Origin of the sequence: Rhodococcus antarcticus (genome assembly GCF_026153295.1) — a bacterium.
GTDB lineage: Bacteria > Actinomycetota > Actinomycetes > Mycobacteriales > Mycobacteriaceae > Rhodococcus_D > Rhodococcus_D antarcticus.
In genome coordinates, this window is the sequence record NZ_CP110615.1 from 1,077,691 (window position 1) to 1,103,722 (window position 26,032).

The following is a 26,032-nucleotide window of genomic DNA, read 5'->3' on the forward strand; positions in this document are numbered from 1 at the left end:
GAGCACCCGGACCCAGGCCACGACGGTGGCCTGGGTCCGGGTGGCGACCTCCTGGCACGCGCGTCAGACCACCATCCAGCCCAGCACCGGGGTGGACTGCAGGTAGACCAGCACGCACATGAAGGCCAGGAACCCCAGGCTCCAGCCGACCACCTTCCGGAAGATGTCGCCCTCCTTGCCGGCGAGACCGACGGCCCCCGCCGCGATAGCGAGGTTCTGCGGGCTGATCATCTTGCCGAGCACCCCGCCGGCACCGTTCGCGGCTGCGGCGAGGACCGGGCTCATGCCCACCTGGTTGGCCGCGGAGACCTGCAGCGCTCCGAAGAGCGTGTTCGCCGAGGTGTCCGAGCCGGTCACGGCCACGCCGAGCCAGCCGAGCACCGGGGCGATCAGGGCGAACAACCCGCCCGCACCGGCCAGGAACAGTCCCAGCGACGCGGTCTGGCCCGACGCGTTCATGACGTAGGCCAGGGCCAGCACGCTCATCACCGTGATGATGGCGAACTTGAGCTGGACGTAGGTCGAGCCGTAGCGGGCGAGCGCCCGGGCCGGGGAGATGCCCAGCAGCGGGATGGTGATCAGCCCCGAGATGAGCAGCAGCGTGCCGGCGGCGGCGAGCCAGTCGAACTTGAACGTCTGCAGGCTCAGGGCCTTGCCCGCGGGATCGCGGACGTCCAGGCCCGGCCAGCCGAACTTCTCCGTGACCGAGCCGAGCGCGCTCTTGATCGCGGGGATCTGGGCCAGGCTGAACACGACGATGATGACGAGGTAGGGAGCGTAGGCCCGCAGCACGTTCGCGCGGGTCTCCGGCAGGACGTCGGTGCGCGTGCTGGTGGTGACGCCCCCTGCAACGGGCAGGCCACCATCGGCGGCGTCCTCCGCGGCGGCTGCGGCCCTCGCGTGCTCGACGGTGTACGGCTCCGACGGGCTCCACACCCGCAGCACCGCGACCACGGCGCCGGCCGAGAACAGGGCTGCGACGATGTCGGTGAGCGGCACGGACAGGAAGTTCGACGCGAGGTACTGCGTGATGGCGAAGGTGAACCCACAGGCCAGCGTGGCCGGCAGGGTGGCGCGGACGCCGCGCTTGCCGTCGACCAGGAACACCAGCACCAGCGGCACGAACACCGCGAGCACCGGGGTCTGCCGACCGGTCATGGCGCCGAGGTCGGCCACGGACAACCCGCTCGTGGTGGACAGCGCCGTGATCGGCGCGGCGAGCGCACCGAAGGCCACGGGAGCGGTGTTCGCGACCAGGGCCACGACGGCCGACTTCATGGGGCTCAGACCCAGCGCGATGAGCATCACCGAGGTGATGGCGACCGGGGTGCCGAAGCCGGCGAGGGCTTCCAGCAGGGCACCGAAGCAGAAGGCGATGATCACGGCCTGGATGCGCTGGTCGGAGCTGACCCGGGCGAAGCTGCGCTGCAGGACGTCGAAGTGACCGGTCTCGACGGTCATGTTGTAGACCCAGATCGCGTTGATGACGATCCACAGGATGGGGAAGAACCCGAAGACGGCGCCGAGGGTTCCGGACAGCAGGGCCTGACCCACGGGCATCGAGTAGACCGCGACGGCGACCACCAGCGACACCACTAGCGCCACCAGCGACGCCTTCCACGCCGTCATCCGCAGGACGCCGAGCAGGATGAACAGCACGAGCAGGGGTAGCGCGGCGACCAGGGCGGTCAGCCCCAGCGAACCGAAGTGCTCGAGAACTTGGGTGTACACGGGTGCTCCTCGTCGTTGAGTGTCGTGCGGCCGGCGTCCTCGTCGCTCAGGCCAGCGGCACGCCCCGGATGGACGCGTCGAGGACCTCGACGGTGTGCGCGAGCCGGATCCGCCCGCCCGCCCGCTCGGTGGCGGTGGCGATCTGCATGAGGCAACCGGGGTTGGCGGTGATGAGCAGCTCGGCCCCGGTGGCGAGGACGTTGGCCGCCTTGCGGTCCCCGAGCTCGTCGGCCGGTCCGGGGTTGAGGATGTTGTAGACGCCCGCGGAGCCGCAGCACAGGCTGGCGTCGGCGATCTCGCGGACCTCGAGGCCGGGGATGGCCGCGAGCAGCTCGCGCGGCTGGCTGCGGATGCCCTGGGCGTGCGCGAGGTGACAGGCGTCGTGGTACGCGGCGACGGCGTCCACCGGGTGCCTCGGTGCCACCGTCCCGAGCTCGACCAGGATCTCGGAGACGTCGCGGACCTTGGCGGTGAAGGCCTGCGCGCGCTCGGCGTAGGTCGGGTCGTCGCGCAGGAGGTGGGCGTAGTCCTTCATCTGCGATCCGCAGCCGGCCGCGTTGACCACGACGTGGTCGACCCCGGCCGCGTCGAAGGTGTCGATCAGCGCCCGGGCGAAGGCCAGCCCCTCCTCCTCGCGGCCCATGTGCTCGCTCAGCGCCCCGCAGCAGCCCTGGGCCCTCGGGGTGATGACGTCGCAGCCCTCGGCTGACAGGACCCGCGCGGTGGCGGCGTTGACCCCCGGGAAGAAGGCGCTCTGCACGCAGCCGGTGAGCATCCCGACCACGGCGCGCCGCTCACCCGTGGCCGCGGTGCGCACGGGGATGTCCTCCCGCTTGGACAGGGTCGGCGCGAGGGACTCCATCACCCGCAGCTGCGGGGCGATCCGCTCGAGCAGCCCGGATCGGCGCAGCAGCCGCGAGAGCGGGGTGGCCTGGTACAGGCGCAGCGGGCCGCGCAGCAGGTTCAGCCGCTTCGGGTAGGGGAACAGGCGGAAGATCGCCTCGCGCAGCAGCCGCTCGCTGCGGGGGCGTTCGTGGTGGCGCTCCACCTGGGCGCGGGTGGCCCCGATGAGCTTGTCGTACTGCACGCCCGAGGGGCACGAGGTGACGCACGCCATGCAGCCGAGGCAGGCGTCGAAGTGCCCGACCATGGTGTCGGTCATCGGGGCCCCCTCGAGCCCGGTCTTCATGAGGTGGATGCGCCCGCGCGGGGAGTCCATCTCCTCGCCCCACAGCGCGTAGGTGGGACAGCTGGGCAGGCAGAAGCCGCAGTGCACGCAGTCGTCGACGAGCTCTTCCGACGGCGGGTGGTGGTGGTCGAAGGCAGACCCGGTGTTCTCGGGAGGCTGGTGGCCCACCGCAGGTAGGCCCAGGTTCACGTCGGTCATCAGATGTCTCCCAGCAGGCGCCCGGGCGCCAGGGTGTGTGTCGGGTCGAACTCGTCCTTCACCCGACGCATGAGGGTGAGCAGGGCGGGGTCGCCGGGACCCCGCACGTCGAGGTCGTGTCCGGCGGGGGCGCGCAGCACGGTGGCCGTGCCGTGGTGGCGGGCGGCGACCGCGCGGGCGGCGGCGAGCACGTCCGACGCGCGGTCGAGGTCGCACCCGACCCGGAGCACGCCGACGGCGGAGCCGGTCACGGTGGTGCCGGTGAGCGCGGACAGCACGTCGGTGAGCGCTGCCGGGGAGTGCGTCACGGCCAGCAGCACCGGCTCGTCGGGCCAGGTGCCCCAGCCCGCAGGCTCGGCATCGGTGGCCGTGCCCCCGGTGAGGGTGGCCACGAGGCCGGCCCGCGTCTCGATGCCGGCGGCCACGCCGTCGACCTGGACGGCGACCTGGTACCCGTCGCCGCTGCTGCGGACCTCGATGGCCGTGGGTGCCGTCTGCGAGCTGCGGACGGCGGCGAACGCACGGCCGGCGCCCTCGGCGTCCAGCCCGTCGGCCACGACCCAGCGGGTGGACTCGGGCAACGGGTGCAGCCGGAACCACGCGTCGGTTATGACGCCCAGCGTGCCGCGGGAGCCCGTGTACAGCTTGCCCAGGTCGTAGCCGGCCACGTTCTTCACGACCTTGCCGCCGGAGTGCGTGACGGCGCCGTCCGAGCGCACCGACGTGGTGCCGATCACGAGGTCGCGCACGGTGCCGTACAGGTAGCGCCCGGGCCCGGAGAGGTCGCCGGCGAGCAGCCCACCCACGGTCACGCCGTCCACGGGTGCGCTCAGCGCGAGGTGCTGACCGGCGCCGGCGACCGCGGCCTGCAGGTCGCTGAGCAGGGTGCCCGCCTGCACGTGCACCACGAGGTCGCCAGCCGAGTGCTCGAGCACGCCGTCGAGGCCCCGCAGGCTGAGCACCTCGTCGGTGTCCGGTCCCGGCAGCCAGTCCACCGTGGACCGGTTGCCGACCGGGAGCACCGTGCGCCCGGCCGACGAGGCCGCGCGCAGCACGTCGCACACCTCGTCCACGGTGGTGGCCGCGTGCTGCACCGGCACGGACTCAGAAGGCATCGGCGAGACCTGCCTGCACGAGCGGGTGGGCCTCGGTCCGCCGACCCGGCACCTCGCCGCACAGACGCGGCGTCGGGAACACCTTGCCGGGGTTGGACAGCCCCTTCGGGTCGAAGGCGCACCGCACGCGCTGCATGGTGTCGAGGTCGTCCTCGGTGAACATCTTGGGCATGTGCTTCGCCTTGTCCGAGCCCACGCCGTGCTCGCCGGTGATGGAGCCGCCGTGGCTCAGGCAGAGGTCGAGGATCCCGCCGGAGACCTCCTCCGCCCGCTGGGCCTCGCCCTCGACACCGTCGTCGAAGAGCACCAGCGGGTGCAGGTTGCCGTCCCCGGCGTGGAACACGTTGGCCACCCGCACGCCGGCCGCGTCGGCCAGCTCGCCCATGGCGCTGAGCACCTCGGCCAGCTTGGTCCGGGGGATGACGCCGTCCTGGACGATGTAGTCGGGGCTGATCCGGCCCACGGCGGCGAACGCGGACTTGCGGCCCTTCCAGATCAGCGCGCGCTGGGCGTCGTCGGCGGCCACCCGGATCTCGAAGGATCCGTTGTCGCGGCAGTGCTGCTGCACGGCGGCGAAGGTGTGCTCCACCTCGGCGACCGGCCCGTCCAGCTCGACCACCAGCACCGCGCCCGCCCCATCGGGGTAGCCGCAGTGCGTGGCCGCCTCGGCCGCCTCGATGGCCAGGGCGTCCATCAGCTCTATGGCCGCGGGCACCACGCCGGAGCCGATGATGGCGCTCACCGCCGCACCCGCGGCGTCCGTGCTCCGGAAGCCGGCGAGCAGCGTCTGCACCGTCTCGGGCTTGCGCAGCAGGCGGACGACGACCTTGGTGGTGATGCCGAGGGTGCCCTCGCTGCCCACGAACGCGCCCAGCAGGTCGTAGCCGGGGGTGTCCCGGGTGCGACCACCGAAGGTCACGAGCTCGCCGTCCGGGGTCACCACCTCCACCCCCAGCACGTGGTTGGTGGTGAAGCCGTACTTCAAACAGTGCGCGCCCCCGGAGTTCTCGGCCACGTTGCCGCCCACCGAGCACACCTGCTGGCTCGACGGGTCCGGCGCGAAGTACCAGCCCTGCACCGCCGCCGCCTTGGTGACGTCCAGGTTGATCACCCCGGGCTCGACGACGGCGAGCTCGTTGGCCACGTCCACCTCGAGGATCCGTCGCATCTGGCTCGTCACCACCAGGACGCCGTCGGCGTGCGGCAGCGCCCCGCCGGAGAGCCCGGTGCCCGACCCCCGCGCCACGAACGGCACGCCGAGCTCGTGGCACACCCGCACCACGTGCTGCACCTGCGCCGCCGTCTGCGGCAGCACCACCACGGCGGGGGTGACCCGGTAGTGGGCCAACCCGTCGCACTGGTACGTGCTCAGCCGGGTGGGGTCGGTGATGATGGATCCCGGGGCGAGCTGCTCCGCGAAGCGGTGGGCGAGCTGCGCAGCCGGGACGGGGGGAGCCAGAACGGCGCTGTCCATGACGGTCTCCTGGTGGGTCAGTGCATCCGGGCGTGGGCGGGCACGGAGGGGGTCTCCGGGAGCTCCCGGCCCGGCGCAACCACGACCGCGACCGCGACCGCGGCCGGCAGCTGCAGTGCCATCAGAACTCCTCCCGTCTCGTGCATGTTTCGCATCGTGGAACTGGCGGACCTCTGAGTGAAAACGTAGTGCTCCCGGCGTGACCTGCACAACAGGTCCGGGCAGTGTGCGCCGCCGGACCGACAGGACGGGAACGAACGGTCGCCCGCCTAGCATGGGATCCGTGGACGACGTGGGGTTCGTGAAGGGGCACGGCACGGAGAACGACTTCGTGCTGCTCACCGACCCCGACGGCGAGCTCGACCTGACCCCGGCCCGGGTGCGGGCGCTGTGCGACCGCCACCGCGGGCTCGGCGCCGACGGCGTGCTCCGGGTCGTCCGGGCCGGCGCGCTCGGCGAGGCGGTCGCCGAGGGCATCGCGCCGCAGGACTGGTTCATGGACTACCGCAACGGCGACGGCTCGGTCGCGGAGATGTGCGGCAACGGGGTCCGGGTCTTCGCCCACCACCTGCACGCCGCCGGCCTCGAGGTCCGCACCGGGTTCGTCATCGGCAGCCGGGCGGGCGCACGACCGGTGATCGTGCACGCTGCCGGTGCGGTGGGCGACGTCATCGTCGAGATGGGGCCGGCCCGCGAGGGCGGCACCAGCACGGCGACCGTGGGCGGGCGGCACGTCGAGGGTGTGGTGGTCGACGTCGGCAACCCGCACCTGGCCTGCGTGGTGGACGACGTCGCGGGCCTCGACCTCACGAGCCGGCCGGAGTTCGACCACGACGTCTTCCCGCACGGGGTCAACGTCGAGCTGCTGACCCCCCTGGTGGACGGGGCGGTGGACATGCGGGTGCACGAGCGCGGGGTGGGGGAGACCCGCTCCTGCGGGACCGGGACCGTGGCCGCGGCGCTGGCGGCCCTGCACCACGACGGACGCAGCACCGGTGAGGTGCGGGTCCACGTGCCCGGCGGCGAGGTCCTCGTCCGCATCGGGGGTGGACGGAGCTCGCTGCGCGGTCCGTCGGTGCTCGTGGCCCGCGGCGTCCTGGACGCCGCGTGGTGGGCCGCCCAGGTCTGACGCGTCCACCCCCCGCGTCCGCCCATGGAGTAATGACGTGCGCACCTGGAGCGGTGCGTGGGACCATGGAACGCACATGACGAACTCTGCGACGCGGTCCGACCACCACGAGCCCGACCGCCACCCCGACACCGACCTGCCCGAGAGCGCACGGGCGGAGGTCTACCTCGACGACCTGCTGCTCGACGGCCTGCCCGCCGGTCCCGCCCCGCGAGGCACGGCCGACGACCCGTCCACCGGGGACATGCAGCTCGAGGAGCGGACGTCGCTGCGCCGTGTCTCCGGGCTGTCCACCGAGCTCGCCGACGTCACCGAGGTGGAGTACCGCCAGCTCCGTCTGGAGCGGGTGGTGCTCGTCGGCGTGTGGACCAGCGGCACCAGCGCCGAGGCCGACGCCAGCATGGCCGAGCTGGCCGCGCTCGCGGAGACCGCCGGGTCCGAGGTGCTCGAGGGCCTCGTGCAGCGCCGCAGCACCCCGGACGCCTCCACCTACATCGGATCAGGCAAGGCCAAGGAGCTGCGCGACGTCGTGGCGGCAACCGGTGCGGACACCGTGATCTGCGACGGCGAGCTCACCCCGGCCCAGCTCACGGCGCTGGAGAAGGTCGTCAAGGTCAAGGTCGTCGACCGCACGGCGCTGATCCTGGACATCTTCGCCCAGCACGCCACGTCCCGTGAGGGCAAGGCGCAGGTCGAGCTGGCCCAGATGCAGTACATGCTCCCGCGGCTTCGCGGCTGGGGTGAGTCGCTGTCCCGGCAGGCCGGTGGAGGCACCGGTGGTGGCTCGACCGGCGGCGTGGGCACCCGTGGTCCCGGGGAGACGAAGATCGAGACCGACCGTCGACGGATCCGGTCCCGCACCTCCAAGCTCCGCAAGGAGATCGCAGGGATGCGGCAGGCCCGGGAGACCAAGCGCGACAGCCGCCGCCGCAACGAGGTCCCCTCCGTGGCCATCGCGGGGTACACCAACGCCGGCAAGTCCAGCCTGCTGAACGCCCTGACCGGGGCCGGCGTGCTCGTGCAGGACGCGCTGTTCGCCACCCTGGACCCCACCACCCGTCGCGCCGAGCTGCCCGACGGTCGCGAGTACGTCCTCACCGACACGGTGGGGTTCGTGCGCCACCTGCCCACCCAGCTCGTCGAGGCCTTCCGCTCCACCCTGGAGGAGGTGGCGCAGGCGGACCTGCTCGTGCACGTGGTGGACGGGGCCGATCCGTTCCCCGAGGCGCAGGTGGCTGCCGTCCGCCAGGTCCTGGTCGAGATCGCCGACGAGCGCAGCACCACCCTGCCGCCCGAGCTGCTCGTGGTGAACAAGATCGACACGGCCGACCCGGTGATGCTGACCCACCTGCGCAACCTCATGCCTGACGCGGTGTTCGTCTCCGCGCACACCGGGGAGGGTGTCGCCGCGCTGCAGGCCCGGCTCGTGGACCTGCTGCCGCACCCGGAGATCGACGCCGAGGTGCTGCTGCCCTACCAGCGGGGTGACCTGGTGGCCCGGGTGCACTCCGAGGGTGAGGTGCTCAGCGAGGAGCACACCCCCGAGGGAACCCGTCTGCACGCCCGGGTGCGGGGTGACCTGGGCGCGGTGCTGGCGCCGTTCGCGGTGGCGGCCACGCCCGCCTGACGCCTGCCCGCCGGGCCACCTGGAAGACTGCCGGACATGCTGCTGCCCGCCCTGCTGCTCGCGCCTGCGCTGCTGCTGACCGTCTCGACGGTGGGCCCTCCCACCCCCGGCACGCTGTGCACGCCGTCCGACGCACGGCTGGCGGAGCTCTCGGCGCTGGGTGTCCGTGCGGGGACGGTGCTCGCGACCGGGGACGGCGACGTCACCGAGGTGCTGGCGCTCGACCCGGCGAGCTGCGCGGTGACGGGGACCCTCGACGTGGGGCTCGACCTGCGTGACGTCGAGGACCTGGCGGTGGCCGCCGACGGGACGGTGTGGCTGGCCGACACCGGGGACAACCGCAGGACCCGCGACACGGTCGCCCTCGTCTCGGTGGGTGAGGCAGGGGTGCCGTCGGGCCTGCACCGGCTCAGCTACCCCGACGGCCCGCACGACGCCGAGGCCCTGCTCCTGCAGCGCGACGGACGGCCGGTGGTGGTGACCAAGGCCGTCTCCGGCACTGCAGGGGTGTACGCGCCGGACGTCCCGGTCGACCGGCTGGCCGAGCCGGGCCCGACCCCGATGGCCCGGGTGGGACAGGTGCGCATCGCCGCGACCGACACCCCCGGCGGGCCGGTGGGTTCGCTCGGGTCGGTGCTCGTCACCGGAGGAGCGGTGAGCACCGACGGGACGGTGGCGGCGCTGCGGACCTACACCGACGCCTACCTGTGGTCGGTGCCCGACGGAGACGTGGTGGATGCGCTGGCCAGCGACCCGGTGCGCGTGCCGCTGGCCGGCGAGCCGCAGGGCGAGGCGGTCGCGTTCACCGCGGACGGTGCGCTGCTGAGCGGATCGGAAGGCCCGGCTGGAGTGCTGCCGGCGATCCGGACCGTCGTGGGCGCGACGGGGCTCGCGGTGGTCGCGCCCGCCCAGACCCCCGGGGCCACCACGCCCCCGGCGAGCGACCAGCCCGCCCCGGCGAGCGACGGGAGCGGGCTGGAGCGGTGGCAGGCCGCGGTGATCGCCGTGGTGGTCGCCGGTGCCGTGGTGTGGCTGGTGGGCCGGCTGCGCAGGGCGGGCCGTCGCCGGTAGCTGCTCAGAGCTTGCGCATCACCGTGACGACCTTGCCGAGGATCGTCGCCTCGTTGCCCGGGATGGGGGTGAACGCGGGGTTGTGCGGCATCAGCCAGACGTGGCCGTCGCGGCGCTTGAACGTCTTGACCGTGGCCTCGCCGTCGATCATGGCCGCCACCACGTCCCCGTTCTCGGCCACGTTCTGCTGGCGCACCACCACCCAGTCACCGTCACAGATGGCCGCGTCGACCATGGACTCGCCGACGACCCGCAGCAGGAACAACGAGCCCTCGCCCACCAGCTCCCGGGGCAGCGGGAAGACGTCCTCCACGGCCTGCTCGGCCAGGATCGGCCCACCGGCCGCGATGCGCCCCAGCACGGGCACGAAGGTGGGCGTGGGCATCGAGTCGTGGCGGGCGGCCTCGTCCGGCTGGGCGTCCCCGCTCTCGACCTGCGCCGCGAGCGCGGCCGCGGCCAGGTCCTCCGGGGTGCGCACGTCCACGGCGCGGGGACGGTTGGGATCGCGCCGCAGGAGCCCCTTGCGCTCGAGGGCCTTGAGCTGGTGGGACACCGAGGAGGTGGACGTGAGGCCCACCGCGTCGCCGATCTCCCGGACGCTCGGCGGGTAGCCGCGCAGCTCGACCGACTCGCGGATGACCTCGAGCACCCGCCGCTGCCGGGAGGTGAGCCCACCGGCGACGGAGGTGACCTCGGCGGCGGCCGGAGCACCGGCCGCTCCGCCGACGTCCGCCGGGCCTGGCTGCTGGCTGTCCTTGCTGCTCATGGTGTGACGCCTCCTGCTCTGCGGTCCTGCGCCGACGCGGTTCCGACGGTGCCGAACGTAGCGGGGGAGGGGTTCCCGTTCAAACACCTGTTCGATCGACACGCCGACAGATCTCGTTTTTGTCGGACCGTCCTGGTAGACATCGCCCAGACGTTCGATCGAACGGGTGTTCGAGATGTGCGCCCGCACTGGATCGGGTGACCGACCGACGGAGGATGACATGACTGTTCTCGCTGACACCACACCGCTGGGCACCGGCGGCTGGACGCAGGGCTCGAGCGAGGCGCCACCGGTGCGGCGGCGGGCCGTCCCGCGGCAGCAGGCGCTGCGGCGCCCCGGCGGGCGGCCGCTGTCCTACTCCGGCGCTCCGGCCCCCGTCCGTGTGTCCCGTGCGCCGCACGCGCCCACGCGCGTGCAAGTGCGCCGGCGCCGCCTGGCGGCGTGGGTGGCGATCTCGGTGCTCGGCGTGGCGGCGGTGGCCGGGCTCGTCGCGCTGCGCTCGGCGGGGGCCGACGCCGTTCCGGTGGCCACCTCGGTGGTCCAGGTGCGGGCGGGGGAGAGCCTGTCCGAGCTCGCCGGCCGGGTCGCTCCGGGTGCGCCGACGTACGCGGTCGTGGAGCGCATCGTGTCGCTGAACGGGTTGTCGGGTGCCGTGGTCCGGCCGGGTGAGTCGCTGGTCGTGCCCGTCCGCTGATCACGACGTCGGCTGGTCACGTCCGCGGTCCCGCCCCGGCGTGCCCGGCGACCGCTGCCTCGACACGCTCGGGTACCTGCGGGAACGCGGTTTCCCTGCGTGTCACTTGCGCGGAGTCTTGGGTGCGCCTACCGTCCGGACCACAACATCTAGTGCTTACACCGTTGTAGTTCATCCACAGGTTGGGTCCGGTTGTCCACCGGAACTCACAGGCGCACGGGGAGTTGTTCACCGCACGGTCCACAGGGCCGGTGGACAACCTCGACTCGAGAGGGGGTCCGGACGTGCACTGCCCGTTCTGCCGGCACCCCGACTCCCGGGTCGTGGACTCCCGCGAGGCCGACGAGGGCCAGGCCATCCGCCGCCGCCGGTCGTGCCCCGAGTGCAGCCGCAGGTTCACCACGGTGGAGACCGCCGTGCTGGCCGTCGTCAAGCGCAGCGGGGTGACCGAGCCGTTCAGCCGCGACAAGGTCGTCCGCGGCGTCCGACGCGCGTGCCAGGGAAGGCCCGTCGACGACCACGCGCTCTACCTGTTGGCGCAGCAGGTCGAGGAGCAGGTGCGAGCCGGTGGTTCCGCCGAGATCCCCAGCCACGACGTCGGCCTGGCCATCCTCGGGCCGCTGCAGGACCTCGACGAGGTCGCCTACCTGAGGTTCGCCTCCGTCTACCGCTCCTTCACCTCCGCCGAGGACTTCGAGAAGGAGATCAGCCAGCTCCGTCACCACCAGTCCGGCTGAAACCGGACCCGCACGTCGCTCGACCCGCACGTCGCTCGAACCGCACGTCGCTCGAACCGCACCGCCGTCCCCGCAGCACACCAGGAAGAGGAACCACTCGATGACCGAGACCGTCGGAGCCGACACGGCCAGCAGCTCCTCCACCCGAGGGCACGGCGAGACCGCCGAGTCCGGCCGCAAGCTCGGCCTGCGCGTCGAGCGGATCTACACCACCGAGGGCGTGCACCCCTACGACGAGGTGACCTGGGCGCGACGTGACGTGGTCATGACCAACTGGCGCGACGGCACGGTGAACTTCGAGCAGCGCGGGGTGGAGTTCCCCGAGTCGTGGTCTCTCAACGCCGTCAACATCGTCACCAGCAAGTACTTCCGTGGGGCGGCCGGGTCCGACACGCGCGAGCAGAGCCTGCGCCAGCTGCTGGACCGGGTGGTCACCTCCTACACCGCGGCGGGCCTGGACAACGGCTACTTCGCCAGCGAGACGGACGCGGAGATCTTCTCCCACGAGCTCACCTGGATGCTGCTCCACCAGGTGTTCAGCTTCAACTCTCCCGTCTGGTTCAACGTCGGGACGCCGTCCCCGCAGCAGGTCAGCGCCTGCTTCATCCTCGCGGTCGACGACACGATGGACTCGATCCTCAACTGGTACAAGGAGGAGGGGCTGATCTTCAAGGGCGGCTCGGGCGCGGGGCTCAACCTCTCGCGCATCCGGTCCTCCAAGGAGCTGCTCTCCTCCGGTGGCACCGCGTCCGGCCCGGTCAGCTTCATGCGTGGAGCGGACGCCTCGGCCGGCACCATCAAGTCCGGTGGCGCCACCCGCCGCGCGGCGAAGATGGTCGTGCTCGACGTGGACCACCCGGACATCCAGGAGTTCGTGGAGACCAAGGCGCGTGAGGAGAACAAGATCCGGGTCCTCCGCGACGCCGGGTACGACATGGACCTCGGTGGCAGCGACATCACCAGCGTCCAGTACCAGAACGCCAACAACTCGGTCCGCGTCAACGACGAGTTCATGCGCGCGGTGGAGACCGGCGGTGACTTCGGCCTGCGTGCCCGTGGCACCGGTGAGGTCATCGAGACCGTCGACGCCAAGAAGCTTTTCCGCCAGATCTCGCAGGCCGCGTGGGAGTGCGCCGACCCCGGCATCCAGTACGACGGCACGATCAACGACTGGCACACCTGCCCGGAGTCCGGGCGCATCAGCGCGTCGAACCCCTGCAGCGAGTACATGCACCTGGACAACTCCAGCTGCAACCTCGCCTCGCTGAACCTGATGAAGTTCCTGGACGACGACGGCAGCTTCGACGCCCAGACGTTCAGCAAGGCCGTCGAGGTCATCATCACGGCGATGGACATCTCCATCTGCTTCGCCGACTTCCCGACCGAGCCCATCGGTGAGACCACCCGTCGGTTCCGCCAGCTCGGCATCGGCTTCGCCAACCTCGGTGCGCTGCTCATGGCCACCGGACACGCCTACGACTCGGAGGGCGGTCGGTCGCTGGCGGCGGCCATCACCTCGCTGATGACGGGCACCGCCTACAAGCGGTCGGCCGAGCTCGCCGGGGTGGTCGGCGCCTACGACGGCTACGCCCAGAACGCCTCGGCGCACCAGCGCGTCATGCGCAAGCACGCAGCGGCCAACGACCTGCTCCGCACGGTCGGGCGCTCCGATGCCGCCGTGCACGAGGTGGCCACGTCCGCCTGGCAGGACGGGCTCAAGATCGGTGAGCGCAACGGCTGGCGCAACGCCCAGGCCAGCGTGCTCGCGCCCACCGGCACCATCGGCTTCATGATGGACTGCGACACCACCGGCATCGAGCCGGACTTCTCGCTGGTCAAGTTCAAGAAGCTGGTCGGCGGCGGATCCATGCAGATCGTGAACCAGACGGTGCCGCGAGCGCTGGCGTCGCTGGGCTACCAGCCCGAGCAGGTCGAGGCGATCGTCGAGCACATCGCCGAGAAGGGCCACGTCCTTGACGCACCGGGCCTGCGCCCGGAGCACTACGAGGTGTTCGACTGCGCCATGGGCGAGCGGGCCATCGCCCCCATGGGGCACGTGCGCATGATGGCCGCGGCGCAGCCGTTCCTCTCCGGCGCCATCTCCAAGACGGTGAACATGCCGGAGACGGCCACCGTCGAGGAGGTCGAGGGCATCTACTTCGACAGCTGGAAGATGGGGATCAAGGCGCTGGCCATCTACCGCGACAACTGCAAGGTCGGCCAGCCCCTCTCGGCCGGCAGCACGGGCTCGGCCTCCTCGGACAAGACCGCCACGGCCGCGGTCGTGCACGCCGGACCCACGCGCAAGCGTCTGCCTAAGAAGCGGACCGCGCAGACGGTCTCCTTCGCCGTCGGTGGCGCCGAGGGCTACCTGACCACCGGCTCCTACCCCGATGGCGGGCTGGGCGAGATCTTCGTGAACATGAGCAAGCAGGGCTCGACCCTCTCGGGCGTGATGGACGCGTTCTCGCTGGCCATCTCCATCGCGCTGCAGTACGGCGTGCCGCTGGAGACCTACGTCGGCAAGTTCGTGAACAACCGGTTCGAGCCCTCGGGCATGACCGACGACCCGGACGTCCGCATCGCGACCTCGGTGGTGGACTACCTGTTCCGCCGGATCGCCCTGGACCACCTGCCGGAGGAGAAGCGGGCCCAGCTCGGCATCTACTCCGCCGCCGAACGCTCCGCCCAGGTCGCGGCGACGGACTACGGCACCGGTGCGCCGGCCGAGATCGACGTGGAGGGCCTGCGCTCGAGCGTCGGCACCGCACCGACGGTCAACGCCAAGGAGGTCGCGGTGGCCAGCCCGGCACCGTCCTCGGTGGGCTCCACGTCCGAGCTGCTCGAGGCGGTCACCGGCTTCGCCACCGACGCGCCGCTGTGCTTCACCTGCGGCACCAAGATGCGCCCCGCCGGCAGCTGCTACGTGTGCGAGGGGTGCGGCTCGACCAGCGGCTGCAGCTGAGTCCGGCGCGTTCGCCCCGTCCCCGAACCGGGGGCGGGGCGTTGCGCCGTGTGCGGATGACGCGGTCCGCCGTGGCCACCGCAGCGTGGTGCGCGGGTCCAGCGGTGCCGTGAGCGTGCAGGCCCGGTCGTGCGCCATCCGTGGCGTGCGGGTTGCGTCCGGTGGACGTTGCTCGACGCGCTGACGTCCCTTGTCGGCCGGAGCGACGCCGCCGTCCGCCGTTGATCAACGCTCGTCCTGCCCGGGGCCGATCGGCAGCAGACCGCCGCGGAGCTCCCGACGCGCCGAGGCCGGCGGCCTCACGCCCGCAGTCGGTGCCTCGCGACCTCCTCCAGCGCGTCCACCAGCCGCGCCGGCGCCGGCATCCCGGCCATCTCCCGCTGCACCTCCTGCGCGGCGCACCGCAGCCCGGGGTCGCGGACCAGGTGGGAGAGCACGTCGGTGGTGATCTCCCGCACCGGGACCGCCAGGGCGGCACCCCGCGCGGCCAGCAGCTCCGCCGTGGACCGGCGGTCCCCCGCGCCCGGCACCACCAGCTGGGGCAGCCCCGCCGCGAGCGCACCGAGCGCGCTGCCCGCCCCACCGTGGTGCACGAGCGCGGTCGCGTGCGGCAGCACCTGGTTCAGCGGCACCCATCCTGTGCGCCGGACGGAACCGGCCAGACCGCGGTGCGCGGCGTGGCCGCGGGGTCGGACCAGCACCACCTCTGCGTCCAGGGCGACGGCCGCAGCGGCCACCGCACGGGCGGGGTCGGCACCCGATGCACCCGGCGCGGTGCTGCGGCTGACCACGATGCGCGGGCGGTAGCACGGGCGCCGCAGCCACTCGGGGGCCTCGCCGCCGGCTTCCGGTGGCACGGCGCGCAGCGGGAGACCGGCCCGCGGGCCGACCACGCTGCGCGGCGCCACGGTGAGGACCAGCGCCGGCGCGGGCAGGTCGTCCAGCCCGTGGTGGTGCAGGGCGGCGCGCAGGGCCGGTGAGGTGAGGGTGGCCGCGACGAGCGCGGGACCGTCGGCGAGGCTGTTCTCCTGCAGCACCGCGGGCACCCCGAGCCGCGCAGCGGCCACCGCCCCCGCCACGGCGAGCGGTTCGTGGACCACGAGGTCGGGTCGCCAGCGCCGCGCGAGGTCCACCACGGCGTCCACCAGCCCGGCGTTGACCCGGCCGAACAGCTCGCCGACCACGGCGGTGCCCGCCCGACCACCGCGCTCGCGCACCGCGGAGCCGGGTCGGCGCAGCACCACGCCCGCCGTCACACGTCCGAGGTGAAGGCCGCCGGCCACGTCGTCCACCGGCAGACCTCGGGTGTTGACCTCGGTGACACCGCCGCCGCAGGCCACCCGTACCTCGTGACCGGCCTCCCGCAGCGCCACCGCCAGGGGGACCAGCGGCAGCACGTGGCCCAGGAGCGGGGCCGCGACGACGAGGATCTTCACGCCCCCACACCACCCTGGTGTGACGCGAAACACAAGTCCTGGGGGTGGGCGGGTTCGGTGTCGGCACCGCCACGGGCTGGCCGCGCGGGGGAGGGGACGTGGGCGGGGTTCCACCGCGGACCTCGCCACGGACCCGGCCGCGCGGTGCGCGCGGCTGCCGGTGCGGTCGCAGCAGGCTCGGGCGGTCCTCCCCACACGGTCCAGGGCGCGCAGAGCGGGGAGACTGGAGCCATGGGTGCCTACGACGAGCTCGCGACCACGGGGCAGGCGGGGGAGCTGACCACCGAGCTGCTCCGCCAGCTCGTGCTCGCCACGGTGCGGACCCGGGGGTTCGTCGCGCCGGCGACCCACACCGCGTGGACCCCGGACGCGGTGGACGAGACCATCTCGCAGCTCGTCGGGGCGCCCGGCACCGGTTTCCTGCTGACGTGCTGGGCCCGGGCGGAGGACGACGCGACGCTGGCGGCGGTGATGGCCGACCTGGTCGGGTCGCTGCTGGAGGAGGCCGGCACCGGGTGGTCGGCGGCGGAGGTGGCCCGTCGGCTGGACACCGCGGTGCTGCCGGGCGACCCGGGCCTGGAACGCACCTCGGAGCCGACCGGCTGGGGGCTGCCGGGTCAGGCCCGGTGGGACCCGGCGCGCCGGCCGGAGGTGGTGACCGCACTCGCGGCGGTGGCGGTGCAGACGCGCGGCCGCACCGGCATCGCCACCGTCCCCGTGCTCCGCGCGCTGGGCCACGCCGCGCTCCAGGCCGCCGGGGGCGCGATGACCACGGCCGAGCTCGCCGGGCTGGTGGTCGACCGGCTGGCGCCGGCCCGCCGCCGGCCACCGCGCCCGGTGCTCATGGACGGGGTGGGGGAGTCGGTGTCCCCGCTGCTGGACGGCCCCGAGCCGGGGCTCGTGGTCAACGACACCGCGGAGGAGATCTGGGCGTCGCTGACCTCCCTGGAGCGCACCCTGGTCCCCCACCTCGGCCTGCCGGTGGCCGAGCTCGCCGCCGTGGTCGAGCTGCCCGGTGCGATGGCCGAGGTGGCCGCCGACGGGCTCGTCGAGCGGCTGCGCGCGGCCTGCACCGACGACGAGCGTGCGGCCGAGGTGCTGGTGCGGCTGCGCGTGCTGTGCACCGAGCGCCCCTGAGCGCCGAGGTCAGTGGCTGTCGAAGTAGGCCTTGCCGCGCTCGGCGATCGCGGCGGCCTGCTCGGGGGTGGTGTCGGCGTAGCGGGTGGCGGCGGCGAGCTCCTCGCGCATGCCGTGCACGTCCTGACCGGTGACGTACGCGGCGGTGTCGCGCTGGAAGCGCCAGCCCTCGGAGAGCGCCCCGGCGTCGACCACGTCGAAGCCGAGCTCGTTGACGAGCCCCTGCACGGTCACCTTGGCGTCGTCGGAGTCCCCGGCGAGGGGCAGCGCGCGGCGGTCGGGCGAGCCCTCGGGCCGGCCCTGGGCGCCCAGGTGACCGAAGTAGATGTTGTTGAACACCTTCACCACGTGGCTCTCCGGCAGGTGCGCCTGCAGCAGCTCGCTGGTCGTGGTCGACTCGTCGTCGAGCTCGGGGATCTGGCCGTCCCGCTCCGGGTAGTAGTTGTTGGTGTCGATCACGACCTTGCCGCGCAGCGGCTCCACGGGCACCGTGGCGTAGGCCTTGAGCGGGATGGTCACGACCACCACGTCCCCGGCCTCGGCCGCCTCCTGGGCGGTGGCGGCGCGCGCCCGGTCGCCGAGCTCGAGGACGAGGGCGCTGAGGGTCTCGGGCCCCCGCGAGTTGCTGAGCACCACGTCGTGGCCCGCCTCCAGGAAGAGCCGGGCGAGAGTGCTGCCGATGTTGCCGCTGCCGATGAAGCCGATGGTCGTCATGGCTGGTCGAACACCGCCCCGGGACGGGGTGTTCCGCGACGGCCGCGCGGCTGGGCTACTGCGGCGGAACGGCGGGTCCCTGGTGCGCGGCGGCCACCCGCTCGTGCAGCCGGGAGCGGATCTCCTCCGGGGTGTACGCGCGGCGCTGCCGCTCCGAGCGCACGGTCATCGCCCCGCTGGCGGCCACCCCGACCACGCTCGCGAGCCCGATGATCTTCCAGAGCCTCATGGGGCGAGGTTACGTCGACGGAGGGCGTGCGTCAGTAGGTTGGCCCGGTGCCCCCTCGCCGCCGTGCTCCCGGCACCGTCCTGTCGCTCGACGAGGCCGTGGGCCTCACCCGCACCGGTGACGTGTGGATCTTCCGCGGCCGCTCCGGCGCCGACCGCGCCATCCAGGCGCTCACCAACGCCCCGGTGAACCACGTGGGGATGGCGGTCGTGGTCGACGACCTCCCGCCGCTGATGTGGCACGCCGAGCTGGGCCGCTCGCTGCCCGACGTCTGGACGGGCGCGCACCAGCGCGGGGTGCAGCTGCACGACCTGCGCGACGCCGTTCTCGTGTGGGCCGCCCGGTACGGCCAGCGCGCGTGGTTGCGCCAGCTCGAGCCGACCGCCACCGTGCCGCAGACCGACGCCGCGCTGCGCACGGTCGCGCGGATGGACGGCACCCCGTTCCCGTCGACGGCGAGCATGGCCGGCCGCTGGTTCGGCGGCCACCTGCCCGGCCGCGCCGCTCCGACCGCGAACCTGGAGAACGCCTACTGCGCCGAGGTGGTGGCCACGACCTACGAGGCCATGGGACTGCTGCCGCCCGGGCGCAAGCCCAGCTCGTACGACCCGGGCAGCTTCTGGAGCGGTGACGACCTGGCGCTGCGGGGGGCGAAGCTGGGCGGGGAGCTCGCCGTCACCCTGACCACCTCCGAGCTCGCGCCGTTCGTCCGCGCGGAGGAACCAGGCTCGCGCTCCCTGCTGGAGCGGCTGCCCTGGCGGCGGGGCGCGTCGTGATGCTCCGTCCCTGGCCGGGCGCGCCCGTGTCCCCGTGTCCTGCGCGACGCCGTCGGGCGTCGTGGTCTGATCATGGTCGCCAGCTCCCACCCACGTCGAGGAGACCCCGTGACCGTGCCTGAGCCCCAGCCGATCTGGACCCCGGGCCCCGAGGCCGCCGGCAGCCGCATCGTGGCCTTCGCCCGGGAGGCGAGCACGCTCACGGGCCAGGACCTCTCGGCCTACGCCGACCTCCAGCGCTGGTCGGCCACCGAGCTCGAGGCGTTCTGGAGCCTGGTGTGGTCCACCTTCGGCGTCCGCTCCACCACGCCGGTCGAGCAGGTCCTGACCGGTCGGGAACTTCCCGGGGCGCGGTGGTTCACCGAAACGACGCTGAGCTACGTCGAGCACGCGCTGCGCGGCGATCGCGACCGGCGCGCGGTGGTCGAGGTCGACGAGTCCGGCCACGAGCACGCCACCACTATCGGTGAGCTGCGGGCCGAGGTCGCCTCGGTGGCCGCGGCCCTGCGCGGGCTGGGGGTGCAACCGGGCGACCGGGTCATCGGGTACCTGCCGAACACCCGCGTGTCCGTCGTCGCGTTCCTGGCCACCGCCTCGCTGGGTGCGATCTGGTCTGCGTGCGGCCAGGACTACGGCCCCTCCGCCGCGGCCGACCGCTTCGGTCAGCTGCGGCCCACCGTCCTGGTCTCCGCGGACGGCTACACCTACGGCGGCACCACGCACGACCGCCGGGCCGCGGTGGCCGAGCTCGCAGCGGCCCTGCCCACGCTCACCGCCGTGCTGGTGGCCGACGTCGTCGGGGCTGGGCATCCGCTCGTGGCCGGGGTGCCGGTGCAGGACTGGGGCCAGGTGCTGGCGCAGCCGGCCGAGCTCGTGATCCTCGACGTCGCCTTCGACCACCCGCTGTGGGTGCTGTTCTCCTCCGGCACCACGGGCAAGCCCAAAGGGATCGTGCACGGCCACGGCGGGATCCTGCTGGCCCACCTGGCCGCCCTCGGGCTGAACCTCGACCTCGGTGGGGGTGACACCTTCTTCTGGTACACCACCACCAACTGGATGATGTGGAACCTCAACGTGGGCGGTCTGCTCCTCGGGGCTGCGGTGGTGCTCTACGACGGCAGCCCCGCGCACCCGGGGCCCGACGCGCTGTGGGAGGTGGTGGAGCGGCTCGGGGTCACGGTGTTCGGGGTGAGCCCGGGGTTCCTGCTGGCCGGCGAGAAGGCCGGGCTCACCCCGGGAACCGAGCACGACCTGACCGCGCTGCGCACCCTGGGCGTCACCGGGTCCGCCCTGCACGGCTCGGCCTTCCCCTGGGTCCGCGACCACGTGGGGCAGCGTGTGCAGGTGGTGTCCACCAGCGGCGGCACGGACGTGGCGGTGGGGTTCGTCGGTAGCGCGCCGACCCTGCCCGTCGTGGCGGGGGAGATCGCGGCCGCCGCGCTGGGCGTGGCCCTGGACGCCTTCGGCCCGCACGGTGAGTCGCTGCGCGACGCGGTGGGCGAGCTGGTGGTCACGGCGCCCATGCCGTCGATGCCGGTGTTCTTCTGGGACGACCCGGACGGCTCCCGCTACCGGGAGGCGTACTTCGAGACCTACCCCGGGGTGTGGCGGCACGGGGACTGGATCACCCTGACCTCGCGCGGCACCGTGGTGGTGCACGGGCGATCGGACTCCACGCTGAACCGCAACGGGGTGCGGCTGGGCTCGGCCGACATCTACGACGTGGTCGAGCGGTTCCCGGAGGTCCGCGAGTCCCTCGTCATCGGCGCGGAGATGCCCGACGGCTCGTACTGGATGCCGCTGTTCCTCGTGCTCGAGGACGGCGTGGAGCTCGACGACGACCTCCGTGGCCGCATCGTCGAGGCGCTGAAGCGGGACGCCTCGCCCCGGCACGTGCCGCAGGAGATGGTGGTGGTGGACGCCATCCCGCACACCCGCACGGGCAAGAAGCTGGAGGTGCCCGTCAAGCGGGTGCTGCAGGGAGCGGACCCGGCCACGGCGCTGAGCCTGGGGGCGGTGGACGACCCGACGCTGATCGAGCAGTTCGTCCGGATGGGGGCCGAGCGCCGGGCTCGCTGAGGCCTGACGTCGCTGCGCCGCACCGATCGCGGACACCTTCCGCGGGACGGCGTCCAGCGCCCGACGTCCAGCGCCCTACGTCCAGCGCCCGACCCGTCGCCGTCGCTGCGCCACACTCATCGGCTGTGACCGCCCAGGGGTGAGTCGGGCCGCGATGGGTGTGCGGACACGACGGTGCCGGGGGTCGCTGGCGCAGCACTCGGCCGCTGCGCAGCGGCCCTGCCGGTGCATCCCGCGGTGGTGCGGAGTCCCTGGGCCTGAAAGTGGTGTGCAGGTATGGGTTTCGCACATGCGCACCACCCTGAACCTGCCCGACGAGCTCTACCGTGCGGTGAAGGTGCGGGCCGCCTCGGACGGCCGGACGGTCACGTCGGTGGTGGAGGAGGCGCTGCGGACGTTGCTCGCCGAGCACCTCGCGGCGCCGGAGCCCTTCGTGCTGCGGGCGCTGCCGCTGCGGCCGGGGGACGACGACGACCTCCCGCCGCTCCCGTTCGACCTCTCGGACAACTCCGCGGTGCTGGACTACCTGGACCAGGTCGCGCTGAGCGAGGGGCGCGGGTACCCCGGGTGATCGTTCCCGACGTGAACCTCCTGGTCCCGGCCTGGAACCGGCTCGACCCGCTCCACGAGCGCGGACGCGCGTGGCTGGTGGAGCGGGTCGCGGACGAGGAGCCGTTGGGGGTGTCGGAGCTCGCGGTCAGCGGGGCGTTGCGCGTCCTGACGATGCCCGGGGTGCGTCGACTGAGCCACGACCAGGGGGCCGTGCTGGAGCTGGTCGACGAGCTGCTGGCCGCACCCGGCGTGGTCCGGCTGCGGGCGGGGGTGCGGCACTGGGGGATCTTCCGCGAGCTGTGCAGAACCACCGGCGCCACGGGCAACCAGGTCCCGAACTGCCACCACGCAGCGCTGGCCGTCGAGCACGGTGCGACGTGGGCGAGCCGGGACCGGTTCTTCGCCGACGTCCCGGGCCTGACCTGGACCTCTCCGTACTAGCGGGGCACCACGTCGAGCGCCTTGTAGATCCGCTGCTCGCTGATCGGGTAGGGCGTGCGCAGTGTCTGGGCGAACAGGCTGATCCGCAGCTCCTGCTCCATCCACCCGAGCTCGAGCACGTCCGGGTCGTCACGGCGCTCGGGGGGCAGTGCGGCGACCAGCGCGGTGAGCTCGGCCTGCACCCGGCCCAGCACCACCATTCCCGCCCGGTCCCGCGGGGCGCTGCCGGGCAGGGACTCAAGCCGGCGCTGCGCACCCTTCAGGTAGCGCACCACGTCGACCAGGCGGGCCTGCCCGGTCTCCACGACGAACCCCGGGTGCACGAGCGCGGCGAGCTGCGCGCCCACGTCGTCCGCCGGCTCGCCCCTCACCCCGGCCAGGGCGAGCCGCACCGCCTGCGCCGCCTCCAGCACCGGACGCACGGCCGCGAGCACGGCCGAGGTCCGGGCCGGCAGCTGCGTGCGCACCCGGGTCTGCAGGGCGGCGAAGCCCTCGCCCGACCACACCGGCCCACCCGCCTCGGCGACGATCGCGTCCAGCGCTGCGGAGGTGCAGTCCTCCAGCAGCGCGGCGACCGAGCCGTGCGGGTTCTGGCTCAGCGCCAGCTTGGCGGCGTTGCTCATCCCGCCCACCACGGCCTTGTTCGGCGAGCCCACCCCCAGCAGCAGCATCCGTCGCAGGCCCGCGGCCATCGCCCGGCGCTGCTCGGCCGCCGACGGGAGCACCCGCACCGCGACGGTCTCGCCGTCGTCGACCAGGGCCGGGTACCCGCGCACCGTGCGGCCGCCCACCGCGTGCTCCACCGTCCGCGGAAGCTCGCCCACCGTCCAGGCGGTGAGCCCGGCGCGCTCCACGCCCTGGACGGCCTGGCTGACGGCGGTGCGCACCCGGGGCTGCAGCTCCCGGCGTAGCGCCTCCAGGTCCTTGCCCTCGCCGAGCACGCGCCCCGCGCCGCCCTGCTGGCCGTCCGGCCCCAGCACCCGGAACGTCATCCGCAGGTGCGCGGGCAGGGCGGTGGTGTCGAATCCGGCCGCCCCGATCTCGTGCCCGCTCAGCGACCAGAGTGCCTCCGCGACCACCTCCGTCAGCGGCCCGGAGCGCGGCCTGACCCGGGCCAGCACGGCCGCGGCGTAGTCGGGTGCAGGAACGACGTTGCGGCGCAGCACCTTCGGCAGGCTCTTGATGAGCGCGGTGACCAGCTCGGAGCGCATCCCGGGCACCAGCCAGTCGAACCCGACCGGCCGGACCTGGTTGAGCAGGTCCACCGGGACGTGCACGGTCACACCGTCCGCACCTCGGCCGGACGCGGCGGAGCCCGGATCGAAGGAGTAGGTCAGCGGCAGCACGATCTCACCCTGGCGCCACGCGTCGGGGTAGTCGCCGTCCACCACCGCCGCGGCCGCCGGGTTGGTGACCACCTCGGGGGTGAAGGTCAGCAGCTCGGGGTCGGCGCGGCGGGCCTGCTTCCACCACGTGTCGAAGTGGCGGGCGCTGACGACCTCCGGGCCCACGCGCTGGTCGTAGAAGTCGAACAGCGTCTCGTCGTCGACGAGGATGTCGCGGCGGCGCGCCCGGCTCTCCAGCTCCTCCACGTCCTCCAGCAGTGCGCGGTTGGCGTGGAAGAAGCGGTGGTTCGTCCGCCACTCGCCCTGCACCAGGGCGTGGCGCAGGAACAGCTCGCGGCTGACCTCGCGGTCGATCGACCCGTACTGCACGGCGCGCTGGGCCACGAGCGGGATGCCGTAGAGGGTGACCCGCTCGTAGGCCATCACCGACTGCCGCTTGGTGGACCAGTGCGGCTCGGAGTACGTGCGCCGCAGCAGGTGCCCGGCCAGCGCCTCGGCCCACTCCGGCTCGATCTTCGCGGCGGTGCGACCCCACAGCCGGGAGGTCTCGACCAGCTCGCCCACCATCACCCAGCGCGGGGTCTTGCGCGCGAGCGACGACCCGGGCCACACCACGAACTTCGCCCCGCGGGCACCCTGCATCTCGCGGGTCTCGCCCTCCTTCAGCCCGAGGTGGCTGAGCAGCCCGGCCAGCAGCGCCTTGTGGACGGTGTCCGGTGCGGCGGGGGAGGGGTTGACGGTCCAGCCGAGCCCGCGGGTGATGCTGCGCAGCTGTCCGTGCAGGTCCTGCCACTCCCGGATGCGCAGCCAGTGCAGGAAGTCGGTCTTGCACTGCTTGCGGAACTGGTTGCTGCTCAGGGTGTCCCGCTGCTCGCGCAGGTGGTTCCACAGGTTCACGTACGCCAGGAAGTCCGAGGTGGGGTCGTTGAACCGGGCGTGCCGCTCGTCGGCGGCCTGCTGGTGCTCCACCGGCCGCTCGCGCGGGTCCTGGATGGACAGCGCCGCCACGATGACCAGCGCCTCGGCCAGGCAGCCCTCGCGGTGGGCCTGCAGCAGCATCCGCGCCATCCGAGGGTCCACCGGCAGCGCGGCCAGCTCCCGGCCGGCGGGCAGCAGCCGCTTGCGCGGGTCCGGCTCCGCCGGGTCGAGCGCACCGAGCTCCTCCAGCAGGGACACCCCGTCCTTGATGGCCCGGGAGTCCGGCGGCTGCAGGAACGGGAAGGCCGCGATGTCGCCCAGGCCCAGCGCGCTCATCTGCAGGATCACCGAGGCGAGGTTGGTGCGCAGGATCTCCGGGTCGGTGAACTCCGGGCGGGACTCGTAGTCGTCCTCGGAGTACAGCCGGATGCAGATCCCGTCGGCCACGCGACCGCACCGGCCGGCCCGCTGGTTCGCGCTCGCCCGGCTGACCGGCTCGATGGGCAGCCGCTGCACCTTGGTCCGCACGCTGTAGCGGGAGATGCGGGCGGTGCCCGGGTCCACCACGTAGCGGATGCCCGGCACGGTCAGCGAGGTCTCCGCGACGTTGGTGGCCAGCACCACCCGGCGCCGGGTGCCGGCCGGCGGCGGCTGGAAAACCCGGTGCTGCTCGGCCGCGGAGAGCCGCGCGTACAGCGGCAGGATCTCCGTCGCCCGCAGGTTCCGCTCGCGGAGGGCGTCGGCGGTGTCCCGGATCTCGCGCTCGCCGGAGAGGAACACGAGCACGTCCCCGTCGCCGGCGTGGCCCAGCTCCTCGACGGCCTCGCACACGGCGTCCACCGGGTCGCGGTCGACGGTGGCCGGGGTGCCGTCCTCGTGGGTGCCCGACTCCACGGTCAGCGGGCGGTAGCGGACCTCGACCGGGAACGTGCGTCCGGAGACCTCGACGATGGGGGCGGGTCCGTCGGCGTTGCCGAAGTGCTCGGCGAACTTCTGCGGGTCGATGGTGGCCGAGGTGATGATGACCTTGAGGTCGGGTCGGCGCGGCAGCAGCTGCTTGAGGTAGCCCAGCAGGAAGTCGATGTTGAGGCTGCGCTCGTGGGCCTCGTCGATGATGAGGGTGTCGTAGCGGCGCAGCAGGGCGTCGCGCTGGACCTCGGCGAGCAGGATGCCGTCGGTCATGAGCTTGACCAGGGTGTTGTCACCCACCTGGTCGGTGAAGCGGACGGTGTAGCCGACGGCCTCGCCCAGCGGGGTGTCGAGCTCCTCGGCGATGCGCTCGGCGACGGTGCGCGCGGCGATGCGGCGGGGCTGGGTGTGCCCGATGAGACCGCGGACGCCGCGGCCGAGCTCCAGGCAGATCTTGGGGATCTGGGTGGTCTTGCCGGAGCCGGTCTCGCCCGCGACGACGACGACCTGGTGGTCCCGGATGGCCGCCAGGATGTCCTCGCGGCGCTGCACGACCGGGAGCTGGTCGGGGTACCGCAGCTCCGGGACGGCGGCGCGGCGGTTGCTCGCGCGCAGCTCGGCGGCCGCGACCTCCTGGGCGATCTGGTCCAGGTTCGTCGGTGCGCCCCGGCGGCCGCCGCGGAGCTTCTGGCCGAGGCGGTGCTCGTCGCGCAGGCTCAGCTCGGGCAGCCGGGCGCGGAGGTCGGCGAGCGTCGGGGAGGTGGTGGTCATGCTGGCGACCAGTTTACGACGTGGCGGT

General features: G+C 73.2%; 20 protein-coding genes. 11 read left to right on the plus strand and 9 right to left on the minus strand.

The annotated features are described in order from the left end of the window. Positions 1-63: 63 nt before the first annotated feature. From RHODO2019_RS05310 to RHODO2019_RS05325, 4 genes are read right to left on the minus strand one after another with little or no spacing between them, the layout of a single operon-like run. Entirely contained in the window at positions 64-1,731 is a 1,668-nt protein-coding gene (locus tag RHODO2019_RS05310; protein WP_265383960.1) for an L-lactate permease, read from the minus strand. Between the two features lie 46 nt (positions 1,732-1,777). After that, a complete protein-coding gene (gene glcF / locus RHODO2019_RS05315) occupies positions 1,778-3,118 on the minus strand; it encodes a glycolate oxidase subunit GlcF (RefSeq protein WP_265383961.1) in 1,341 nt (446 codons plus the stop codon). Then, the gene (locus RHODO2019_RS05320; protein ID WP_265383962.1) at positions 3,118-4,233 is read right to left on the minus strand and encodes an FAD-binding oxidoreductase; all 1,116 of its coding nucleotides are present in this window, start codon (positions 4,231-4,233) and stop codon (positions 3,118-3,120) included. The genes glcF and RHODO2019_RS05320 overlap by 1 nt, the downstream gene beginning before the upstream one ends. Then, positions 4,223-5,707, minus strand: coding sequence for an FAD-linked oxidase C-terminal domain-containing protein (locus RHODO2019_RS05325; RefSeq protein WP_265383963.1), 1,485 nt, complete (start codon positions 5,705-5,707; stop codon positions 4,223-4,225). Before RHODO2019_RS05325 ends, RHODO2019_RS05320 begins: the two co-directional genes overlap by 11 nt. 274 nt (positions 5,708-5,981) lie before the next feature. On the opposite strand from RHODO2019_RS05325, the gene dapF reads away from it, so the two are divergent. The 3 genes from dapF (at position 5,982) to RHODO2019_RS05340 (ending at position 9,534) form a co-directional block, all read left to right on the plus strand. After that, entirely contained in the window at positions 5,982-6,836 is an 855-nt protein-coding gene (gene dapF / locus RHODO2019_RS05330; RefSeq protein WP_435532181.1) for a diaminopimelate epimerase, read from the plus strand. 76 nt (positions 6,837-6,912) lie between these two features. Beyond that, a complete protein-coding gene (hflX, locus tag RHODO2019_RS05335) occupies positions 6,913-8,463 on the plus strand; it encodes a GTPase HflX (protein ID WP_265383964.1) in 1,551 nt (516 codons plus the stop codon). Between the two features lie 36 nt (positions 8,464-8,499). Continuing rightward, a complete protein-coding gene (locus tag RHODO2019_RS05340; RefSeq protein ID WP_265383965.1) occupies positions 8,500-9,534 on the plus strand; it encodes a hypothetical protein in 1,035 nt (344 codons plus the stop codon). A gap of 4 nt (positions 9,535-9,538) precedes the next feature. Here RHODO2019_RS05340 and lexA read toward each other — a convergent pair whose 3' ends face one another. Next, positions 9,539-10,300, minus strand: a complete 762-nt coding sequence (gene lexA, locus RHODO2019_RS05345) for a transcriptional repressor LexA (RefSeq protein ID WP_265383966.1) — start codon at positions 10,298-10,300, stop codon at positions 9,539-9,541. Between the two features lie 220 nt (positions 10,301-10,520). Here lexA and RHODO2019_RS05350 point away from each other — a divergent pair, with 220 nt between their 5' ends. The 3 genes from RHODO2019_RS05350 to RHODO2019_RS05360 all read left to right on the plus strand — a co-directional run bounded on the left by RHODO2019_RS05350 (position 10,521) and on the right by RHODO2019_RS05360 (position 14,696). Further along, the gene (locus tag RHODO2019_RS05350) at positions 10,521-10,994 is read left to right on the plus strand and encodes a LysM peptidoglycan-binding domain-containing protein (protein ID WP_265383967.1); all 474 of its coding nucleotides are present in this window, start codon (positions 10,521-10,523) and stop codon (positions 10,992-10,994) included. Positions 10,995-11,278: 284 nt separating this feature from the next. Beyond that, a complete protein-coding gene (nrdR, locus tag RHODO2019_RS05355; RefSeq protein WP_265384637.1) occupies positions 11,279-11,731 on the plus strand; it encodes a transcriptional regulator NrdR in 453 nt (150 codons plus the stop codon). A 100-nt stretch (positions 11,732-11,831) separates the two neighbouring features. Beyond that, the gene (locus RHODO2019_RS05360) at positions 11,832-14,696 is read left to right on the plus strand and encodes a vitamin B12-dependent ribonucleotide reductase (protein ID WP_265383968.1); all 2,865 of its coding nucleotides are present in this window, start codon (positions 11,832-11,834) and stop codon (positions 14,694-14,696) included. Between the two features lie 299 nt (positions 14,697-14,995). Here RHODO2019_RS05360 and RHODO2019_RS05365 read toward each other — a convergent pair whose 3' ends face one another. Beyond that, the gene (locus RHODO2019_RS05365) at positions 14,996-16,132 is read right to left on the minus strand and encodes a glycosyltransferase (RefSeq protein ID WP_265383969.1); all 1,137 of its coding nucleotides are present in this window, start codon (positions 16,130-16,132) and stop codon (positions 14,996-14,998) included. Between the two features lie 231 nt (positions 16,133-16,363). Between RHODO2019_RS05365 and RHODO2019_RS05370 the strand changes: the two genes are divergently transcribed. Beyond that, positions 16,364-17,269 carry a hypothetical protein gene (locus RHODO2019_RS05370; protein WP_265383970.1) on the plus strand — a complete coding sequence of 302 codons (906 nt, stop codon included), beginning with the start codon at positions 16,364-16,366 and terminating at the stop codon, positions 17,267-17,269. 9 nt (positions 17,270-17,278) lie between these two features. On the opposite strand, the gene RHODO2019_RS05375 is transcribed toward RHODO2019_RS05370, so the two are convergent. Both RHODO2019_RS05375 and RHODO2019_RS05380 read right to left on the minus strand, forming a co-directional pair. Continuing rightward, positions 17,279-17,983, minus strand: coding sequence for an NADPH-dependent F420 reductase (locus tag RHODO2019_RS05375; protein ID WP_265383971.1), 705 nt, complete (start codon positions 17,981-17,983; stop codon positions 17,279-17,281). Positions 17,984-18,038: 55 nt separating this feature from the next. Continuing rightward, on the minus strand, positions 18,039-18,212 hold the full coding sequence (locus RHODO2019_RS05380; RefSeq protein WP_265383972.1) for a hypothetical protein: 174 nt from the start codon (positions 18,210-18,212) through the stop codon (positions 18,039-18,041). Between the two features lie 47 nt (positions 18,213-18,259). On the opposite strand from RHODO2019_RS05380, the gene RHODO2019_RS05385 reads away from it, so the two are divergent. The 4 genes from RHODO2019_RS05385 (at position 18,260) to RHODO2019_RS05400 (ending at position 22,060) form a co-directional block, all read left to right on the plus strand. After that, positions 18,260-18,988 (plus strand): hypothetical protein, encoded by a 729-nt coding sequence (locus tag RHODO2019_RS05385; RefSeq protein ID WP_265383973.1) that lies wholly within the window; start codon positions 18,260-18,262, stop codon positions 18,986-18,988. Between the two features lie 108 nt (positions 18,989-19,096). Beyond that, a complete protein-coding gene (locus tag RHODO2019_RS05390; protein WP_354005579.1) occupies positions 19,097-21,067 on the plus strand; it encodes an acetoacetate--CoA ligase in 1,971 nt (656 codons plus the stop codon). Between the two features lie 289 nt (positions 21,068-21,356). After that, positions 21,357-21,638: a type II toxin-antitoxin system VapB family antitoxin gene (locus RHODO2019_RS05395; protein ID WP_265383974.1), complete on the plus strand. Its 282-nt coding sequence runs from the start codon at positions 21,357-21,359 to the stop codon at positions 21,636-21,638. 11 nt (positions 21,639-21,649) lie between these two features. Then, on the plus strand, positions 21,650-22,060 hold the full coding sequence (locus RHODO2019_RS05400; RefSeq protein ID WP_265383975.1) for a TA system VapC family ribonuclease toxin: 411 nt from the start codon (positions 21,650-21,652) through the stop codon (positions 22,058-22,060). Here the strand turns inward: RHODO2019_RS05400 and hrpA are convergent. Beyond that, positions 22,057-26,004, minus strand: coding sequence for an ATP-dependent RNA helicase HrpA (gene hrpA / locus RHODO2019_RS05405; RefSeq protein WP_265383976.1), 3,948 nt, complete (start codon positions 26,002-26,004; stop codon positions 22,057-22,059). The genes RHODO2019_RS05400 and hrpA overlap by 4 nt on opposite strands. Positions 26,005-26,032 lie beyond the last annotated feature (28 nt).

Excerpts from the sequence above, each read along its gene's own strand:
- glcF (WP_265383961.1), bottom strand. The coding sequence starts at position 3,118 with ATGACCGACGTGAACCTGGGCCTACCTGCGGTGGGCCACCAGCCTCCC.
- RHODO2019_RS05320 (WP_265383962.1), bottom strand. The coding sequence starts at position 4,233 with ATGCCTTCTGAGTCCGTGCCGGTGCAGCACGCGGCCACCACCGTGGAC.
- RHODO2019_RS05325 (WP_265383963.1), bottom strand. The coding sequence starts at position 5,707 with ATGGACAGCGCCGTTCTGGCTCCCCCCGTCCCGGCTGCGCAGCTCGCC.
- dapF (WP_435532181.1), top strand. The coding sequence starts at position 5,982 with ATGGGATCCGTGGACGACGTGGGGTTCGTGAAGGGGCACGGCACGGAG.
- hflX (WP_265383964.1), top strand. The coding sequence starts at position 6,913 with ATGACGAACTCTGCGACGCGGTCCGACCACCACGAGCCCGACCGCCAC.
- RHODO2019_RS05340 (WP_265383965.1), top strand. The coding sequence starts at position 8,500 with ATGCTGCTGCCCGCCCTGCTGCTCGCGCCTGCGCTGCTGCTGACCGTC.
- lexA (WP_265383966.1), bottom strand. The coding sequence starts at position 10,300 with ATGAGCAGCAAGGACAGCCAGCAGCCAGGCCCGGCGGACGTCGGCGGA.
- RHODO2019_RS05350 (WP_265383967.1), top strand. The coding sequence starts at position 10,521 with ATGACTGTTCTCGCTGACACCACACCGCTGGGCACCGGCGGCTGGACG.
- RHODO2019_RS05360 (WP_265383968.1), top strand. The coding sequence starts at position 11,832 with ATGACCGAGACCGTCGGAGCCGACACGGCCAGCAGCTCCTCCACCCGA.
- RHODO2019_RS05370 (WP_265383970.1), top strand. The coding sequence starts at position 16,364 with ATGGGTGCCTACGACGAGCTCGCGACCACGGGGCAGGCGGGGGAGCTG.
- RHODO2019_RS05375 (WP_265383971.1), bottom strand. The coding sequence starts at position 17,983 with ATGACGACCATCGGCTTCATCGGCAGCGGCAACATCGGCAGCACTCTC.
- RHODO2019_RS05380 (WP_265383972.1), bottom strand. The coding sequence starts at position 18,212 with ATGAGGCTCTGGAAGATCATCGGGCTCGCGAGCGTGGTCGGGGTGGCC.
- RHODO2019_RS05395 (WP_265383974.1), top strand. The coding sequence starts at position 21,357 with ATGCGCACCACCCTGAACCTGCCCGACGAGCTCTACCGTGCGGTGAAG.
- hrpA (WP_265383976.1), bottom strand. The coding sequence starts at position 26,004 with ATGACCACCACCTCCCCGACGCTCGCCGACCTCCGCGCCCGGCTGCCC.